18 protein-coding genes are annotated in these 17616 nt (G+C 65.5%); 10 read left to right on the top strand and 8 right to left on the bottom strand.

Annotated elements, in window-relative coordinates; all coding sequences use genetic code 11:
• Nucleotides 1-164: 164 nt before the first annotated feature.
• From DCO48_RS01345 to DCO48_RS01325, 5 genes are all read right to left on the bottom strand, one after another.
• On the bottom strand, nt 165-2603 hold the full coding sequence (locus DCO48_RS01345) for a penicillin acylase family protein (RefSeq protein ID WP_116548832.1): 2439 nt from the start codon (nt 2601-2603) through the stop codon (nt 165-167).
• Nucleotides 2604-2829: 226 nt separating this feature from the next.
• On the bottom strand, nt 2830-3033 hold the full coding sequence (locus DCO48_RS01340) for an SEC-C metal-binding domain-containing protein (RefSeq protein WP_116548831.1): 204 nt from the start codon (nt 3031-3033) through the stop codon (nt 2830-2832).
• 6 nt (nt 3034-3039) lie between these two features.
• Complete coding sequence (locus DCO48_RS01335) at nt 3040-3525, bottom strand: LEA type 2 family protein (RefSeq protein ID WP_116548830.1); 486 nt, start codon at nt 3523-3525, stop codon at nt 3040-3042.
• Between the two features lie 5 nt (nt 3526-3530).
• Nucleotides 3531-4007, bottom strand: a complete 477-nt coding sequence (locus DCO48_RS01330) for a YchJ family protein (RefSeq protein WP_116548829.1) — start codon at nt 4005-4007, stop codon at nt 3531-3533.
• A gap of 4 nt (nt 4008-4011) precedes the next feature.
• A complete protein-coding gene (locus DCO48_RS01325; RefSeq protein ID WP_116548828.1) occupies nt 4012-4506 on the bottom strand; it encodes a DUF6231 family protein in 495 nt (164 codons plus the stop codon).
• Between the two features lie 159 nt (nt 4507-4665).
• Between DCO48_RS01325 and DCO48_RS01320 the strand changes: the two genes are divergently transcribed.
• The 4 genes from DCO48_RS01320 (at nt 4666) to DCO48_RS01305 (ending at nt 7293) form a co-directional block, all read left to right on the top strand.
• The gene (locus tag DCO48_RS01320) at nt 4666-5355 is read left to right on the top strand and encodes an OmpA family protein (protein WP_116548827.1); all 690 of its coding nucleotides are present in this window, start codon (nt 4666-4668) and stop codon (nt 5353-5355) included.
• 89 nt (nt 5356-5444) lie between these two features.
• Nucleotides 5445-6164: an OmpA family protein gene (locus tag DCO48_RS01315; protein WP_116548826.1), complete on the top strand. Its 720-nt coding sequence runs from the start codon at nt 5445-5447 to the stop codon at nt 6162-6164.
• A 102-nt stretch (nt 6165-6266) separates the two neighbouring features.
• On the top strand, nt 6267-6542 hold the full coding sequence (locus tag DCO48_RS01310) for a DUF1145 domain-containing protein (protein WP_116548825.1): 276 nt from the start codon (nt 6267-6269) through the stop codon (nt 6540-6542).
• Nucleotides 6535-7293, top strand: a complete 759-nt coding sequence (locus tag DCO48_RS01305) for a collagen-like protein (protein ID WP_116548824.1) — start codon at nt 6535-6537, stop codon at nt 7291-7293. Before DCO48_RS01310 ends, DCO48_RS01305 begins: the two co-directional genes overlap by 8 nt.
• 67 nt (nt 7294-7360) lie before the next feature.
• Here the strand turns inward: DCO48_RS01305 and DCO48_RS01300 are convergent, their stop codons facing one another.
• Nucleotides 7361-7825, bottom strand: coding sequence for a CopD family protein (locus DCO48_RS01300; protein WP_116548823.1), 465 nt, complete (start codon nt 7823-7825; stop codon nt 7361-7363).
• Between the two features lie 97 nt (nt 7826-7922).
• On the opposite strand from DCO48_RS01300, the gene dinG reads away from it, so the two are divergent.
• The 5 genes from dinG to pdxH all read left to right on the top strand — a co-directional run bounded on the left by dinG (nt 7923) and on the right by pdxH (nt 15409).
• Complete coding sequence (dinG, locus tag DCO48_RS01295; RefSeq protein ID WP_116548822.1) at nt 7923-10067, top strand: ATP-dependent DNA helicase DinG; 2145 nt, start codon at nt 7923-7925, stop codon at nt 10065-10067.
• A gap of 81 nt (nt 10068-10148) precedes the next feature.
• The gene (locus tag DCO48_RS01290) at nt 10149-12404 is read left to right on the top strand and encodes a beta-galactosidase (RefSeq protein ID WP_116548821.1); all 2256 of its coding nucleotides are present in this window, start codon (nt 10149-10151) and stop codon (nt 12402-12404) included.
• Nucleotides 12405-12503: 99 nt separating this feature from the next.
• Complete coding sequence (locus DCO48_RS01285; RefSeq protein WP_116548820.1) at nt 12504-13649, top strand: serine hydrolase domain-containing protein; 1146 nt, start codon at nt 12504-12506, stop codon at nt 13647-13649.
• Nucleotides 13650-13747: 98 nt separating this feature from the next.
• Nucleotides 13748-14743 (top strand): OmpA family protein, encoded by a 996-nt coding sequence (locus tag DCO48_RS01280; RefSeq protein ID WP_116548819.1) that lies wholly within the window; start codon nt 13748-13750, stop codon nt 14741-14743.
• An 18-nt stretch (nt 14744-14761) separates the two neighbouring features.
• The gene (gene pdxH, locus DCO48_RS01275) at nt 14762-15409 is read left to right on the top strand and encodes a pyridoxamine 5'-phosphate oxidase (protein ID WP_116548818.1); all 648 of its coding nucleotides are present in this window, start codon (nt 14762-14764) and stop codon (nt 15407-15409) included.
• On the opposite strand, the gene DCO48_RS01270 is transcribed toward pdxH, so the two are convergent.
• Complete coding sequence (locus tag DCO48_RS01270; RefSeq protein WP_116548817.1) at nt 15406-15639, bottom strand: hypothetical protein; 234 nt, start codon at nt 15637-15639, stop codon at nt 15406-15408. The two genes, pdxH and DCO48_RS01270, sit on opposite strands and share 4 nt — an antisense overlap.
• Nucleotides 15640-15786: 147 nt before the next feature.
• Here DCO48_RS01270 and DCO48_RS01265 point away from each other — a divergent pair, with 147 nt between their 5' ends.
• Nucleotides 15787-16251 (top strand): glycine zipper 2TM domain-containing protein, encoded by a 465-nt coding sequence (locus DCO48_RS01265; RefSeq protein WP_116548816.1) that lies wholly within the window; start codon nt 15787-15789, stop codon nt 16249-16251.
• Nucleotides 16252-16319: 68 nt separating this feature from the next.
• Here DCO48_RS01265 and nhaA read toward each other — a convergent pair whose 3' ends face one another.
• The gene (gene nhaA / locus DCO48_RS01260; RefSeq protein WP_116548815.1) at nt 16320-17495 is read right to left on the bottom strand and encodes a Na+/H+ antiporter NhaA; all 1176 of its coding nucleotides are present in this window, start codon (nt 17493-17495) and stop codon (nt 16320-16322) included.
• Between the last annotated feature and the right edge of the window lie 121 nt (nt 17496-17616).

Below are 17616 nucleotides of genomic sequence, written 5' to 3'. Positions count from 1 at the left end.
TGGTCCCCTCGGCGCAGGTGCACAGTCGTTTTTATAGGCGCATCAGGCTGATGCTGGAGGCACACGGCCCCCAGCCTTGTTGTAACCGAATGGGCGTGGGGCCCCGTTGATGTGGATCAGCGGCAACGCGGTGAGCCGGGCTCACCGCGTTGTGGGGGAGGGGATTACTTGCCGGGGACCAGGGTCAGGCGCTTGCTGCCGTAGACCCGCTCGAAGTTCTGCGTCTGCATCGGGAAGCTGAGGTACTGGCCCTTGAACCAGGCGCCCAGGCCGTCGGCGAAATGCGCGCTGGCCGGGTTGCCTGACTGGCCGCTGCTGCTCAGGCCGAGCAGCGGTTCCGGCTGGCCGAAGTCGACTACCATGCGCAGCGACGGTGCCAGCCGCGCGCTGAAGTCCTGGCCCCAGGCATAGGGCGCGGCATTCAGCGTGGTGTGATCGCCGCCGCTGGCTTGCGCCGTGCGCTGCTGCACATCGCCCAGGCCATGGAAGGTGCTCAGCGGCCAGCGGTACTGGTGCAGCTGGCCCCACTGCCAGGTGCGGCGGTCGCTCCCCAGTTGTGCTTCGCCGGCACTGATCGCCGCGGCCAGGCTGCGTGCGAGGATCGTCGGCTTGTCTTCCTTGGCCGGGGTTTTACGGTCGTCCCAGAACGGGCTGTCGTCGCGCCCGAGCAGGTGATCGGCCTGCGCCGAATAGGACAGCCGCGCGTTGGCCACGAAGGCCTGCCAGGCGGCGCCGGATTCCGGGCCGAGTTCGTCGAGGAAGGTCTGCTTGGCGCTCTCCTGGAGGAACAGCGCGTAGATCGCTGCGTCGCTCGACTGCGAACTCAGCCGGCCGTCGAAGGCCATCAGCCGAGTGTAGGCTTCGCGGGCCTTGGCCCTCTGCTCGCTGGGCAGGGCGTCGATGGCCTGCTTCAGCGGCTGGGCCATGCCCGGCGCTTCGAACATTGCCTTGAGCTTGGCGGCAAACAGGCTGGTCTGGTCGTTCTGCATGGCGATCAGGCTGCGACGGTCGTGCTTACCGTTGCCGGCCAACTGGGCGAGGCGCTCGGCGCGCTCCGGGTAGTACCAGCTGTTGGACAGCTGCATGCCATAGCCGCGCGGCACGCTGCGCTGGTTGGCATTGCCCAGCCAACCCTGGACCGGGTCCTGGTCATACGGGTGCAGCATCGGGTCGGCATAGCCGTCCCAGTCGTAGCGGCTGTCCCAGCCCGGCGACGGCAGCAGGCCCTGGCCTTCGCGGCGGTTCGGGTAGCGTCCGGTGACCTGCCAGCCGACATTGTTGGCATCGGCGAATACCAGGTTCAGCGCGGCGCCACCGATTTCGCGGCTGGCGTCGAAGGCGCGCTCGACGTTTTGCGCACGGGTCAGGTCGAACAGCGCATCCAGGCTCTTGTCACCCTTGAGCTCGGGCATCTTCAGGGCCAGGCCGAGGCTGCCCTGGGTGCCGCTGAGCAGGGTCCCGTGGCGGGTCTCGTAGAGGGTTTCGCGTTGCGGGCGCTGGCCTTTGACGAAGAAGGTTTCATTGCGCGCCTGCACCGGCTGCCAGCGGCCGTCGACCTGGTACATCAGGCGGCTGCCTTCGCGGCGCAGTTTTTCCAGGTACAGGTCCTGGTTGTCGCCCATAGCCGCGCTGCTGCTCCAGGCCAGCTTGCCGTTGAAGCCCGACAGCACGAACGGCAGGCCTGGCAGGCTGAAGCCGGCCGCCTGGTATTTGCTGGTGCGGATCTGTACTGGGCTCAGTGCCCAGGCGCCGCTGGTGTCGCTGGCCAGCAGGCTCTTGCCGCTGCGGCTGCGCTGCGGGGCGATGGCCCAGTTGCTGGAACCGGCGCTGCCGAGCAGGTTGAGCGCGGCCAGCTGTTCGCTGACGGCGGCAAGGGGGGCCAGCCCGGCAAGCTGGCTGCCGAGGTTGAGGCCTTTGAGTTTGTCGGCTTCGGCGAACGGCAGCGGCTCGTCGGGGTAGCTGGGCAGCAGCCAGGCCAACTGGTCGGCACCGACTTTCTCGGCCAGGGTCAGCGCGGCGATTTCTTCCTGCAGGTTGACCGACTGGCTGAAGCTGTAGAGGGCGAAGATCAGCGCCGAGTCTTCCGGCTTCCAGTACTCGGGACGGTAGCCGCTTTGGGCCACTGGGCCGGGCAGGTTGTCGCGGTAGCGGAACAGGTAGGCGTTGACGCCGCGCGCGTAGACCTCGAAGAAGCGTTTCAGGCGAGGCGAGGCGTCGGCGTAGCGTTCGTTGGCGCTCTTTTTCAGGTTGGCGGCGCGCATGAAGCGGTCGACCTCGAGCACCTCGGGGCCGGCCAGTTCGGCCAGCCGGCCCTGGGCCAGCAGGCGCATGCCGAGCATTTGCCCGATGCGGTCGCCGGCATGCACGTAACCGAGGCTGAACAGGGCGTCATGGAAGCTGCTGCTTTCGATCAGCGGCATGCCGAGCGCATTGCGGCGCACCGAAACGTTCTGTGCCAGGCCCTTGAGCGGCTGCACGCCGACGCTGGGCGGCACGCTGTCGCGCGGGTTGCCCAACTGACACCCGCCGAGGCTGAGCAGCCCGAGCAGGGTCGCGGCGACGCCGAACCGGGGAAGTACGTGTGAAAGGGCTGGCGAGGCCATGGTGGGGCTCCTGCAGGGTGTGGCGTATAAAAGGCGCTACGTTAGTGAGGCCGATGACACCATGCAAGCGGGGGGTGGGGCTTTATTTTCGCCGGCAGGCGACGCACGGTGGGGGAAGGCCGGGGCTGCCTCTGTGGGCGCTGGCCTGGCCAGCGATGCGGACCATGCTGGTCTCTCGCCAGCAAAGCCAGCTCCCACAGGGTGCAGAGGTGCCGTTACGGGTGGCTTAGGCCCCGTGGCACTTCTTGAACTTCTTGCTGCTGCCGCACGGGCATGGGTCGTTGCGGCCGACGTCCTTCAGGGCGTTGCGCACCGGCTCCTGGTGGCCGTGGTTGCAATGCGGGCCGTGCACATGACCGTGGTCGTGATCGTGATGATGGTCATGATCGTGGTTGCAGTCTGGGCCGTGAACATGGGGTTGCTGGGTCATTGAAACTTACTCCGGAAAAAGATCGCCGGGAATTATCTCACCACTGCGCGACAAGTGCAGGTCGTGGCTGAAGAATAATCCGGTGGTCAGTTCGCCCTGCAACTGGTAATGGATCGGCTGCTCGTGGTGCTTGAGCAGTTTGGCAATCGGCTTCAGGTGCTGCCAGAGGTTGGTGCGCACCGGCACCTCGAAGCTTTCCCGGCCATGTCCGCCCACGCTGAACCACAGGCGGGCATCGCCCTCGGCCAGGAGCATCTCGTTGAGCCGCACGCGGTAACTGAGGCTGCGTACCACCAGGGTCGAGTCGCTGGGGTTGTCGATACGGAAATGCAGGATGAACTGCTGCTCCATCAAGCGTGCTTTCACCGTCTCGACCTTGATCAGGTGCACCTGCGGTTCGCGGCGTTGCCCATCGTCGCCAAGGCCGCCGGCGCAGCCAGCCAGGCTCAGCAGCAGGAGGCTGAGCAGGACCAGACCGGTGCGCCGGGGCATGAGCGCTAGCTACCCACGTAACTGGCGCAGCATTTCTTGAATTTCTGCCCGCTGGCGCACGGACAGGCGTCGTTGCGGTTGGCCTTGAGGCCCACCGTTGGGTCGATGAAGTACCAGTGGCCGGCGTGCTGGACGAAGGCCGAGCGCTCGCGATGGCTGTGCTCGCCGTCGAGGTCGTGCCAGCGTGCGGTAAAGGTCACGAAGGCATGCTCGGGTTGGCCGCCGAACACTTCCGCCGCTTCCACCTGCAGCCCCAGCCAGGTGCTCTGGGCACTCCAGGCGGCAATCCCGGCGCGGTCCAGACGGTCCTGCTGCACCGGCAGGGTGGTCGCCACCAGGTAGTCGATCAGGCCCAGCACGTAGGCGCTGTAGCGCGAGCGCATCAGCGCCTGGGCGTCGGGGGCCGGATGGCCGGCGTGATAGTGCCCGCAGCAGGCATCCAGCAGGTTGCCGCTGCCACACGGGCAAACCGAAACACTCATTGCATCACCACCAGTACTTGCCGAAATTTTGCGGGTTGGCCCAGAACTTGGCATTCAACCAGTCCGGGACCTGCTTGTAGTCACGTAGATCATAGGTGAACAGGCTCAAGGTCTGTTCGTCGCGTTGAAAGCGTTCGTTGGCCTGCAAGGCCAGCGCATAGAAATCGGTGTCCTGCCAGCCGCAGGCGCTCAGGTCGGCCAGCACCGCGACCCGGCTGGCATTGAGGTTGCGAATACCGCCGAGCAGTTCCAGGCCGTCGCGCTTGGGCAGGTGCTCCAGGCAGTCGACCAGCAAGGCCAGGTCGAAGCGCTGGGCCGCCAGCGCGGCCGGCAACGGGCCGGGCGCGGTCACGGCGATTTCCACCTGCGGATGCGCTGTGGCGAAGGCCGCCAGGGCTGGGAACTGGCTACCCACCAGCAGCAGACGTTGCGGCGCATGCTGGGCCAGCAGGGCGGCGAGTGCCTGCTGCGGTGTACGCGAAGAAAAGCTTTCAGTCATCGAAGATCCTCGTCAGAAGCTCAAGACTAGCTGTCCCGCACGCGTAGGCATAGAGGCAGGGCAATTGCCTCATGGCTTATTGCTGGCGGAGATGGGAGGCGCGGTCTTTACTCCCAGAGCATCGGTTTTGCACCGATTCCCCCAAGGAGAAGCAACAAAATGAGCATTGTACGCACAGCATTACCTCTGGTTCTGCTAACCAGCGTGTTGACTGGTTGTGCAGGTTTGCAAAAAACCGACTGGCCGAAGTGTGCTGCCGTCGGGGGTGTAGGTGGCGCAGCATTGGGCGCGATCGAAAGCTCGAGCTGGGCTGGCTGGGGCGCGTTGCTCGGCGGTGGCCTGGCGGCGGGCTATTGCTGGGTCCACGGCGATGGCGACGAGGACGGCGATGGCGTTCCGGATAGCCGCGACAAGTGCCCTGGCACACCGCGCGGGACCCCAGTCGATGCCACCGGCTGCCCGCTGGCCGCGCCGGTGGTGGAAGAGGTCGTGGTGGTCAAGGAGGAAACCATCGTCATCCGCGATGTGCACTTCCACTTCGACTCGGCCAAGCTCACCAGCGCCGACAAGGAACGCCTGAACACCATCGCCACCCGGCTGAAACAGGAAGCGCCAAGTGCCAGGCTGAGCGTGACCGGGCATACCGACAGCCGTGGCTCGGATGCCTATAATCAGAAACTCTCGGAACGTCGTGCGCATTCGGTCACCGACTACCTGATCGGTAGCGGCGTGCCGCGCGCCAGCTTCGTTTCGGTGCGTGGTGCCGGCGAAAGCCAGCCAGTGGCCGACAACAAGACCGAGGATGGTCGGGCGCAGAACCGCCGTACCGAGATCCGTATCGAGCGCTAGGCAACGTCGGCCTGCTGCTTGAGAAGTGCCGCAGGCCGGTCTTTACTCCTGTGTTACCGGTAGAGGCCGGTGACACAGGAGCATTAGCAATGAGTGTATTCAGCAAAGCCGCGCTTCCCCTGCTGTTGGCCGGCAGCCTGCTCTCCGGTTGTGCCACCCACAGCGATGGCAGCGCGCCACTCAACCAAAGGACCTGGCCCATCTGCAGCCTGCTCGGCGGCCTGGTTGGTGGCGGATTGGGTGCAATCGAAAGTTCCGCCTGGGCCGGTGGCGGGGCGCTGGCTGGTGCCGTAGCCGGCGGCCTGATCTGCTACGCGCAGGACGGCGACGAAGATGGCGATGGCGTCTTCGACCGTCGTGACCGCTGCCCGGACACCCCGGCCAATACCCCGGTCAGCCATACCGGTTGCCCATTGCCGCAGTACCCGGCGACGCAGAAGGCGCCCGCGCCCGAGGCCACCCCGGAAGTCATCACCCTCAGCGACCAGGGCAACGTGCTGTTTGCCTTCGACTCTGCCGAGCTGACGTCCGCCGCCAAGCAGCAACTGCAAGGGCTGCTGGACAAGCTCAACAACCCTTCGGTGAGCCGGATCAAGGTCATCGGGCATACTGACAGCAAGGGTACCGACGCTTATAACCAGGCGCTGTCCGAACGCCGTGCCAGCAGCGTTGCCGAGTACCTGATCGGGCAGGGCCTGTCGCCGCAGAAGGTCACCAGCCAGGGCAAGGGCGAGAGCGAGCCGGTGGCCGATAACGAAACCGATGCCGGGCGCGCGCAAAATCGCCGCGTAGACCTGCACCTCAACTGATGGCGGCGGGCTGGCCGCCGGTGGTGCCTGTGGTTTATGTTGCAGGCACTGCCCGCGCTCGACGGGCGGGCTGCCAACTATAAAAAATCGCAAGGGGCACTTATGAAAGCGTTGTGGGGGCTGGGTAAAGCCCTGACGGTGGTCTTCTGGTGGGTCGTGCTGGTGAATCTGCTGATGCCGGCAGACAAACCCTTTCATCTGCTTATCAATGCGGCTGCTGCGGCGTTGTTGACGCTGCACGTGCTGGAAGTGCTGCTGTTCAATGCCTGCCTGCGCGAGCGCAGCCACCGCTGGTTCGACCGCCTGCAGATCCTGCTGGTGGGGATCTTCCATATTCAATCGATTCCGGCGCCGCGCCAGGAGGCCAAGCATGCGTAAATGGATTCTGCTGGCGGCACTGTTCAGCCCGTTGGCCCTGGCCGATGCGATCAGCGTGGCATCGCACTCGCTGTTGCGTTTGCCGAACACGACCAGCGTGGTGCACCTGCAGCGGCTTGACGTGGCAGATTCGGCAACCCTGCTGCTGCCGGCGAGCCTGGTCGAGCTGACGGTCGATGAGCTGCACCTGGGCCAGGATGCACGGATCGCCGTGGTGCCGGCCGACAATGAGCTACGTATCGAGGTGGGCCGGGCGCAACTGGGCGCGGGCAGCGAGATTGCCGCGCACGGGTCGCCAGGCACCTACGAGAAGCCGGCGCGGCCGGGGCGCACGCTGCAATTGAAGGTGGCTGCGTTGCAGGCACCGCAGTTATCGATCGATGCCCGTGGAGGCGCCGGTGCGCCGGGCTATGCCGGGTTGGATGGCGCCAATGGCGAGGCCGCTGGTTGCACCTGGGGCCAGGCGTCGCGCGGCTTCAATGGCGACAACGGTGGCGACGGGCACAATGGCGCACCGGGCGGTCGGGTGCGGCTGCTGTTGCCGGCGGGCTATCCGGCCGAGCAGATCAAGGTTCGTCTCGAAGGTGGCGCACCGGGTGCGCCGGGGGCTGCGGGCAAACCGGGCGCCGGCGGGGCGAGCAAGGGCTGCTGGCTCTATCGTACCGATGCTGGCGCTGCCGGGCGCGCCGGACAGCCGGGGCAACCCGGCTTGGCCGGGGCGGCTGGGGAGTTGACGGTGCAACGGCTGTAACACCCAAAAGCAGCGCGGGACGAGCCCGCTCCCACATGGCGTCAGGTGATCCATGCGGGAGCGGTCCTCAGATCACCGCCCGGGAAGCCGCCACCAGCACAACCGCCACCCCCAGCAACAGGTTGATCCCCACCACCCGTCGAATCCGTGCCATCACGCCAGCGCCGGCCGGCCAGTCTTCGCTGCCCACCGCCTTGCGCAGCTCCGGCAGCAGCAACGACTGCACCCGGATGAACAGCGCGACCATCGCGATAAACCCGCCGATCATCACCTGCACGTACTTTGGCGCCGTCTCGAAGCCGCTGAAGTGCAGGTGAATCATCGCCACCCCGCTCACCGCCAGCACCACCACGGCCACCCAGACCCAGCCGAAAAAACGCTGAAACACTTCTACCCAGAGGCGCAGGCGAGCCGGCCCCTCCAGGGCTACCACCGCCGCCGGACGCAGCACCAGCCAGGCGAAGAACATCCCCCCGACCCAGATCAGGGCGGCCAGAACATGCAGGCTGTAGGGGAGGGCAAAAGCAGTCATCGGGAACTCCGTTCGGCGCAAGGGGCAATAGCGGGGTATGATAGCGGCCCACACGAAACACTGAAAATTTATCCAGCCCTCCGGGCGCCCCGATACCATGATCAGCAACGAACTCAAATCCCAGATTCAGGGCGCCTACTCGCGTTTTCTCGAAGCCAAGCGCTTGAAACCCCGCTATGGCCAGCGCCTGATGATCGCCGAAGTGGCGAAGGTGCTCGGCGATATCGCGGTCGACGACGAAGGTCGGCGCGACGGCGAGCCGGCCGTGGTTGCGGTCGAGGCCGGTACCGGCACCGGTAAAACCGTGGCCTACAGCCTCGCCTCGATTCCGGCGGCCAAGGCTGCCGGCAAGCGCCTGGTGATCGCCACCGCCACCGTCGCCCTGCAGGAACAGATCGTATTCAAGGACCTGCCGGACCTGATGCGCAACAGCGGCCTGAACTTCAGCTTCGCCCTGGCCAAGGGCCGTGGTCGCTACCTGTGCCTGTCCAAGCTCGACGTGCTGCTGCAGGAAGGTCACGCACAAACCGCCACCGCCCAGCTGTTCGCCGAAGAAGGCTTCAAGATCGAAGTGGATGAGGCCAGCCAGAAGCTGTTCACCAGCATGATCGAGAAGCTTGCCGGGAATAAATGGGACGGCGACCGCGACAGCTGGCCCGTCGCCCTGGAGGACCAGGACTGGTCCCGCGTTACCACCGATCACAGTCAGTGCACCGGCCGCCATTGCCCGAACTTCGGCCAGTGCACCTTCTACAAGGCCCGTGAAGGCATGGGCAAGGTCGATGTAATCGTCACCAACCACGACATGGTCCTGGCCGACCTGGCCCTGGGCGGTGGCGCCGTGCTGCCCGACCCGCGCGACACCATCTACGTGTTCGACGAAGGCCACCACCTGCCCGACAAGGCCATCGGCCACTTCGCCCATTACAGCCGCCTGCGCTCCACCTCCGACTGGCTGGAAAGCACCGCCAAGAACCTGACCAAGCTGCTCGCCCAGCACCCGCTGCCGGGCGACCTCGGCAAGTGGATCGAGCAGGTGCCGGAACTGGCTCGCGAAATCAAGGATCAACAGCAGTTCATGTTCGCTGCCTGCGAGCAGGTGGCCGACTTCCGCCCCGGCGAAGACATGGAGGGCCGTGAGCGGCCGCGCCATCGCTTCGTCGGTGGGGTGGTGCCCGAGCACATACGCGAAATGGGCCTGGAACTGAAAAAAGGCTTCGGCCGCCTCAACGACCTGTTCACCCGTCTGACCGACCTGCTCAAGGAAGGCATGGACGGCGAGAACAACATCGGCATCGCCAGCCACCAGGCCGAAGAGTGGTACCCGTTGTTCGGCAGCCTGTTGGTGCGCGCCCAGGGCAACTGGGAGCTGTGGACCGCGTTCACCGCCGAAGACCCGGAAGACAGCCCGCCGATGGCACGCTGGCTGACCCTGGCCGAAACGGGCGCGCTGTTCGACATCGAGGTCAACGCCAGCCCGATCCTGGCCGCGGAAATGCTCCGGCGCAACCTGTGGAATGTCGCCCATGGCGCTCTGGTAACCTCGGCGACGCTGACGGCCCTGGGTAAATTCGACCGTTTCCGCATGCGTGCCGGCCTGCCGCGCGACGCCGTGACGGCGGTGGTGCCGAGCCCGTTCCACCACGTCGACGCCGGCGTGCTGCGGGTGCCCGACCTGCGCGCCGACCCGCGCGATGCCGCTGCCCACACCGCAGCGATCATCCGCGACCTGCCGGCGCTGGTCGAAGGTTCGCGCGGCTCGCTGGTGTTGTTCTCGTCGCGCAAGCAGATGCAGGATGTGTTCGACGGCCTCGACCGCGACTGGCGCAAGCAGGTGTTCATCCAGGGCAACCTGTCCAAGCAGGAAACCCTCAACAAGCACAAGGCGCGGGTCGATGGCGGCGATTCCAGCGTGCTGTTCGGCCTGGCCAGCTTCGCCGAAGGGGTGGACCTGCCGGGGGCCTATTGCGAGCACGTGGTGATCGCCAAGATCCCCTTTGCGGTGCCCGACGACCCGGTCGAAGCGGCCCTGGCCGAGTGGATCGAAGCGCGCGGTGGCAATCCGTTCATGGAAATTGCCGTACCCGATGCCTCGCTGCGCCTGATCCAGGCCTGCGGGCGGCTGCTGCGTACCGAGGAGGACCGCGGCACCATCACCCTGCTCGATCGCCGAGTCGTCACCCAGCGCTACGGCAAGGCTATCCTCAATGCGTTGCCGCCGTTCCGCCGGGAAATTTCCTGACCCTCGGAGCGGAATGCACCGAGGTGTTGTCTATCAGTGAGATCAAGGCCCGACCGGGCCTTCAAGGAGAACTCCAGCCCTATGTTGCGCCGTACCCTGCCTGCCGTACTCGCACTGCTGTTCAGCTCGCCGTTGCTGGCTGGCCAGCAGACGCTGTTCAACTTCGTCCGCCCGGCCGCCGTGGTCAACGTGGTGACCGAGGATGCCAGCCTGCCGCAATACAACGCCGAGCAGACGGCGCAAGGCGAGGTGCTGCGTCGCGTGGTATTCAACCCGGTCGAGCGCCCGAGCCTGCGCCTGAGCCCGCAAACCGGGGTGTGGGACTGGTCCGCTGCCAGCGCCATGACCCTGCGCCTGCAAAGTGGCATGGACTGGGCGTTGACCGTGGAGGTGACGGTGCTCAGCGCCGACGGTAAAACCCTGGTCAGCCGCATCGACCTGCCGGCCGGCCCGGCGCAAACAGTGCTGGTGCCGCTGACCGCCAGTTCGCCGCTGAGCCAGGGCATGCGCGTCGGCCCGCCGATGCCGTGGGTGCACGAAGGCCAGCGCCTGCTGCTGACCAGCAGCGCCGGGGAGCTGGACCTCAAGCAGGTGGTCTCGGTGACCCTGTCGATGCACAAGCCGAATGTGGCGCAAAGCATCCTCATCGAGCGGTTCGGCGTGCAGGACGACGATCTGCTGCAAAAGGCCGCCTACAACGGCCTGATCGACGGCTTCGGGCAATTCAGCCGTGGCCGCTGGCCGGAGAAAATTGCCAGCGACGACCAGCTCAAGGCCGCCGCCAACCGCGAACAGCAGCAGCTCAAGGGCTGGTTGGCCGAGCGCGGCAAGCTCAAGCTGGACAAGTTCGGCGGCCTCACTGGCGGCCAGACCTTCGAAGCCAAGGGCTTCTTCCGCACCCACAAGCATGAGGGGCGCTGGTACCTGGTGACCCCGGAAGGGCACCCGTTCTACTCGCTGGGCGTCAACGCGGTGGCCGCCGATGGCGGGCGTACCTATGTCGCCGGGCGCGAATCGATGTTCACTGCGCTGCCGCCGGAGGGCAGCCAACTGGCGCCGTTCTATGGCGAAGGCAACAACCACGACGGCAACGGCTCGTCGAAGGGGCGCAATTTCGACCAGGGCCGCTGGTTCGACTTCTATGCCGCCAACCTCGAACGCACCTACAGTAAACCCTGCCTGGCACCCACTGCCGAGACGATCGCCAAGGGCCAGCCACCGGCCGCGGCGTGCCCACCGGCGGTGTTCGACCAGAACCGCTGGCAGGCGCACAGCCTCGACCGCTTGCAGGCCTGGGGCTTCAACACCCTCGGCAACTGGAGCGAGCCGGCCCTGGAAGCCGCCGAGCGCCTGCCGTACACCTTGCCACTGGCCATCGTCGGCGACTACACCAGCATCAGCACGGGCATGGACTGGTGGGGCGCCATGCCCGACCCGTTCGACCCGCGCTTTGCCATGGCCACCGAGCGCGCGGTGGCGATTGCCGCCCGTGACCACCGCGACGACCCGTTCCTGATCGGCTACTTTGCCGACAACGAACTGGCCTGGGCCGCGCCCGGCAACGATCCGAAAGCCCGTTATGCGCTGGCCTACGGCACCTTGCGCCTGACCACCGACGTGCCGGCCAAGCGCGCCTTCCTCAAGCAGCTGCGCGACAAGTACCGTAACCAGCAGGGGCTGTCGAAGGCCTGGGGTATCGACCTGCCGGCGTGGGAACTGATGGAAGACCCAGGCTTCGAGCCGCCGTTGCCGAACCCGGAGCACCCGGAAATCGAGGCGGACTTCCAGTACTTCCAGCAGGTGTTTGCCGAGACCTATTTCAAGACCATTGCCGACTCGCTGAAATGGCATGCGCCGAACCACCTGTTGCTGGGGGGGCGCTACGCGGTGAGCACGCCGGAGGCGGTCAAGGCCTGCGCCACCTACTGCGACGTGCTCAGTTTCAACGTCTATGCGCCCACACCGCAGGACGGTTACGACTTCGCCCAGTTGGCGGCGCTGAACAAGCCGGTGCTGGTGTCCGAATTCCAGTTCGGCTCGCGTGACCGTGGGCCGTTCGGTCCGGGGCCGATGGAAGTGGCCCGCGAGGAAGACCGTGGCCCGGCCTATGCGGCGTTCCTCAAGGCGGCGGCGGCTGAGCCATCGATTGTCGGTGCGCACTGGTTCCAGTACCTCGACCAGCCGGCCAGCGGCCGTCTGCTCGATGGCGAAAACGGTCACTTTGGCCTGGTGGCGATCACCGACGTGCCGTATGCCGGCTTTGTCGACAGCGTGCGCAAGGCCAACCTGCAAGTGCTCGAGCAGTTCAACAAGCCGGTCGCCGCTGCCAAGCCGTAACCGGCGCGGCGACCATCTGACCACAATCGGTTCCCAAATCGGCTGCGGGCTGAAACAATGCACGCCACGTTGAAATCAGGTTGTGCAGGGAGTCGGTGGGTGCAGATTCAGGGTCATTACGAGCTCAAGTTCGAAGCGGTACGCGAAGCCTTTGCGGCACTCTTCGACGATCCCCAGGCGCGCGGCGCTGCGCTGTGCATCCAGGTCGGCGGGGAAACCGTGATCGACCTCTGGGCCGGCAGCGCCGACAAGGACGGTGCCGAGGCCTGGCACAGCGACACCATCCTCAACCTGTTCTCCTGCACCAAGACCTTCGCTGCGGTCACCGCGCTGCAATTGGTCGGCGAGGGCAAGTTGGCCCTCGATGCTCCGGTCGCGCGCTACTGGCCGGAATTCGCCCAGGCGGGCAAGGACTCGGTGACCCTGCGTCAGTTGCTCAGTCATCGCGCCGGCCTGCCGGCGATCCGCGAGCTGCTGCCGGCCGAAGCCCTGTACGACTGGCAGACCATGGTCGACAGCCTGGCCGCCGAAACCCCGTGGTGGACGCCGGGCAGCGCTCATGGCTATGCCGCCATCACCTATGGCTGGCTGGTTGGTGAGCTGATCCGCCGCGCCGACGGGCGTAGCCCCGGCGAGTCGATTGTCGCGCGCACGGCGCGGCCGCTGGGGCTGGACTTCCATGTCGGCCTGGACGACAGCGAATTCCACCGGGTTGCCCACATCGCCCGCGGCAAGGGCAACCTGGGCGACGAGGCGGCCAAGCGCCTGCTGAAAGTCACCATGACCGAACCACAGGCGTTGTCGACCCGTGCGTTCACCAACCCGCCGGCGATCCTCACCAGCACCAACAAGCCGGAGTGGCGGCGCATGCAGCAGCCGGCGGCCAACGGCCACGGTAATGCGCGCAGCCTGGCCGGGTTCTATGCCGGGCTGCTGGACGGCAGCCTGCTGGAGTCCGAGCTGCTCGACGAACTGACCCGCGAGCACAGCCTGGGCGACGACCGCACCCTGCTTACCCAAACCCGTTTCGGCCTCGGCTGCATGCTCGACCAGCCAACCGTGGCCAATGCCACCTTTGGCCTCGGTGCCCGCGCGTTCGGCCACCCGGGGGCGGGCGGTTCGGTCGGTTTCGCCGACCCGGAACACGACGTGGCGTTTGGCTTCGTCACCAACACCCTCGGCCCTTACATCCTCATGGACCCACGCGCGCAACAGCTGGTGCGGGTTCTGGCCGGTTGCCTTTGATCGGGCAACCCTGTGCTTTGGAAACTCATTAGCTATTCTGCATGCCAACGGTTTGCGTTGGCGGCCTATTTTTCTTTCATTTTCATGGTGTATCAGTGATGTCTTCACATAAAACCTTAGCTCTCGCGCTGTGCCTGGTCATGACCGGTTGCGCCCAGCACCCGCAGAACGGTTCGGCCGAGAGCGGCCGCAGCAGTTGGTGGCCTTTTGGCTCGGACGAAGTGGCCAAGCAGGAAGTGAAAGCAGTGGTCGCCGAGAAGGTCGCCAAGGCCGATGCCAAGTCCGAGAGCGCCAGCCGCTGGTGGTGGCCGTTCGGCGACAGCGACAAGGTCGAAGCCAAGGCCCACGCCGTGCCGAAGATCGACACCAAGGCCACCCAGGCCTGGCTGGACACCTACGAGCCGAAACTGCGCGAAGCGATCAAGGACAGCAAGCTGGAACTGGAGCGCCGCGACGATGTGCTGGTGGTGACCCTGCCGGTCGACAGCGGCTATAACCCGGACCGCCCGGCCATGCTGCTGCCGATCACCCTTGGCCCGATCACCCGGGTGGCCAAGATTGTCGAAGTCGACAGCAAGACTGCCGTGCTGGTACTCGGCCATGCCGACACCAGCAGTGCGGCGCCGGCCAACCAGAAGCTGAGCCAGGAACGCGCCCAGTCGGTGGCAGCGATCTTCCGCCTCAGCGGCCTGCAGCGTGACCGCCTGAACCTGCGCGGCATGGGCTCGGTGATGCCGCGTGCGGCCAACGACAGCCTGCAGGGCCGTTCGCTGAACCGTCGCGTGGAGATGGTCCTGACCCCGCAGAACACCATGCTCGCGATTCTGGCGCGCTACCAGCAACCGACCCCGCCGCCAGCGGAAATCGTCGCGGTGCAGAGCGTCAAGGCGCCGGCCAAGGCTGCCGCGGTGGCCAAGCCAGCAGCCAAGGCCCCGGCCAAGAAAACCGCTGCCAGCAGCGCGAAGAAAGCAGCACCGGCCAAGGCCGCTGCTGCGCCGAAGAAGAAAGCTGCTGCGGCCAAGCCGGCCGTTAAAAAAGCCGCGCCGGCCGACAAGAAAGTCGCTGCCAACAACAGCCCTGCGAAGACCAACTGATCGCCAAGGAACGCTGTAATGACTCAATCACTGGCTGACATGCGCCGCGACTATACCCGCGATGGCCTCAGCGAGGCTCAGGCCCCGGCCGAGCCTTTCGCGCTGTTTCATCAATGGTTCGCCGATGCGCTGAAAACCGAACAGGCGCCGGTCGAGGCCAACGCCATGATGCTCGCCACGGTGGACGAGCAGGGCCGGCCGCACTGCCGCGTGCTGTTGCTCAAGGGGCTGGACGAGCACGGCTTCACCTTCTTCACCAACTACGAAAGCGCCAAGGGCGAGCATCTGCTGGCCAACCCGTACGCGGCGATGACCTTCTTCTGGCCGACCCTGGAGCGTCAGGTACGGATCGAAGGCAAGGTGGTCAAGGTGTCGGCGGAGGAATCCAATGCGTATTACCAGGTACGCCCGATGGGCAGCCGCCTGGGCGCCTGGGCCTCGCCGCAGAGCCGGGTGATTGCCGACCGTGGCGAATTGGAAGGCCTGCTCAAGGCCACCGAACAGCGCTTCAGCGATAGCCAGCCGGAGTGCCCGGAGCACTGGGGTGGCTACCGCCTGCTGCCGGAGCGCATCGAGTTCTGGCAGGGCCGCGCCAGCCGCCTGCACGACCGCCTGAACTATCGCCTGGAAGCGGGCCACTGGACCCGCGAGCGTCTGGCGCCTTAAGCGCTGTACTCGGCGGCCGCGCGTTCCAGCCAGGCCGCCAGTTCCTTTCGTTTGACCTTTTGTGCGCGGGCGTGGTCCAGACGTTCAAGCATGAAGGCACGCTTGCGCTCATCGTTACCCGCCAGCGACAAGGCCAGGTCGCGGTCGCTCCAGCGCTTGATGCGCACATACAGCCACCAGTGGAAATACAGCCCCGCCGCGGTGGTGATGGCGATGATGAAGTAATCCATGTCTATCCTTGCCTGCTAGGTGCGTGTGTGCCAGCGCGAGGGTGCTGGCTGTACCGAAGCTGAATGGAAGCAATTTTATACTGCGTGTGTCGTGACAGCGGTCAACACGCGGCGTCTAATGACTACCTGTCTTCTGGAGATGATCCTATGCGTAAATCTGCTCTGCTGGTGGCTTCGTTCACCACGATGTCGTTGTTGCTCGGTGGCTGTGCCTCTAACCTGAGCGGCGACTCCTATTCCCGTGAAGAAGCGCGTCGGGTGCAGACCGTGCGCATGGGTACCATCGAATCGTTGCGCCCGGTGAAGATCGAGGGTACCAAGACCCCAATCGGCGGCGGCGCCGGTGCCGTGGTCGGCGGTGTCGCCGGTAGTGCGGTCGGCGGCGGTCGCGGCAGCATTGTCGCGGCGGTGATCGGTGCGGTGGCGGGTGGTTTGCTGGGTTCGGCAACCGAGGAGGGCCTGACCCGTACGCAAGGGGTGGAGATCACCGTACGTGAAGACGACGGCAGCATGCGGGCCTATGTGCAGGCGGTGCAGGAAAACGAGATCTTCCGCGTGGGCGAGCGTGTGCGGATCATGACCGTGAATGGCACCAGCCGGGTTGCGCACTAAGCCCTGAAAGCAATCGCGGGACGCGTCGGATCGCCGTACCGTCGCTCCGAGGCGTCCCGTGATGCTTTTTAGGCGGACTTGCGGCTGGCCAGCGCCGTTACCGCATACCCCACCAGTGCGGCCAGAATCGACCCGGTGAGAATCCCCATGCGGTCCATGCCAGCATACTCGCTACTGCCCGGCACAAAGGCCAGCGAGCCGACAAACAGGCTCATGGTGAAGCCGATCCCGCACAGCATCGCCACGCCCAGCACCTGGCCCCAGTTGGCCCCGGCTGGCAATGCCGCCAGCCCCAGCTTGATCGCCAGCCAGGTCAGGCCGAACACGCCCAGGGTCTTGCCGATCAGCAGGCCGGCGGCAATGCCCATTGGTACGTGATGGGTGAAGCTTTCCAGGTTCACCCCAGCCAGCGATACCCCGGCATTGGCGAAGGCAAATAGCGGCAGGATGCCGTACGCCACCCACGGGTGCAGGGCATGTTCCAGCGCCAGCGACGGCGACGGTTCGGCATTTTTCGTGCGGAACGGAATGCAGAACGCCAGGGTGACCCCGGCCAGCGTCGCATGCACGCCGCTTTTGAGCACGCACACCCAGAGGATCAGGCCGACGACCATGTACGGGCCGAGCTTGATCACCCCCAGCCGGTTCATCAGCACCAGGGCGACCAGGCAGGCGCCAGCCAGCATCAGCGACACGCTCGACAGGGTGCCGGAGTAGAACAGTGCAATGACGATAATGGCGCCGAGGTCGTCGATGATCGCCAGGGTCATCAGGAACAGTTTCAGCGATACCGGTACGCGCTTGCCGAGCAACGCCAGCACGCCGAGGGCGAAGGCGATGTCGGTGGCCATCGGGATCGCCCAGCCGGCCACGGCGGCCGGGTTGTCCTTGTTGAGGAACCAGTAGATCAGGGCCGGCACCACCATGCCGCCAATCGCGGCAGCGCCCGGCAGGACGATCTGCGAGGGTTTCGACAGATGACCATCGATGATCTCGCGCTTGACCTCAAGGCCGATCAGCAGGAAGAACAGGGCCATCAGGCCATCGTTGATCCACAGCAGCAAAGGCTTGGCGATTTTCAGCGCGCCCACCTGGGCGACCACTGGAACCTCCAGCAGGCCGTTGTACAGGTACGACAGCGGTGAGTTGTTGATGATCAGTGCCAGGGCCGCTGCGGCGATCAGGAGTAGACCGCTGGCAGCTTCCAGCTGGAAGAACCGTGTGAAAGTGCTACGTAGAGGCAAGGGTGCTCCTCCATCCGATGTACGAAAAGGTGGATCACCCTAACCCGGTGGGTTAGGCATTAAAACAAAAAATATATTCTTTTTTGTTATAAGTGATTGCCAAGGGGCCTGCAGCGCAGCC

It is taken from the genome of Pseudomonas sp. SDI, assembly GCF_003105155.1.
In the GTDB taxonomy this organism is placed as follows: domain Bacteria; phylum Pseudomonadota; class Gammaproteobacteria; order Pseudomonadales; family Pseudomonadaceae; genus Aquipseudomonas.
This window is presented reverse-complemented; position numbering and strand designations above follow the sequence as displayed.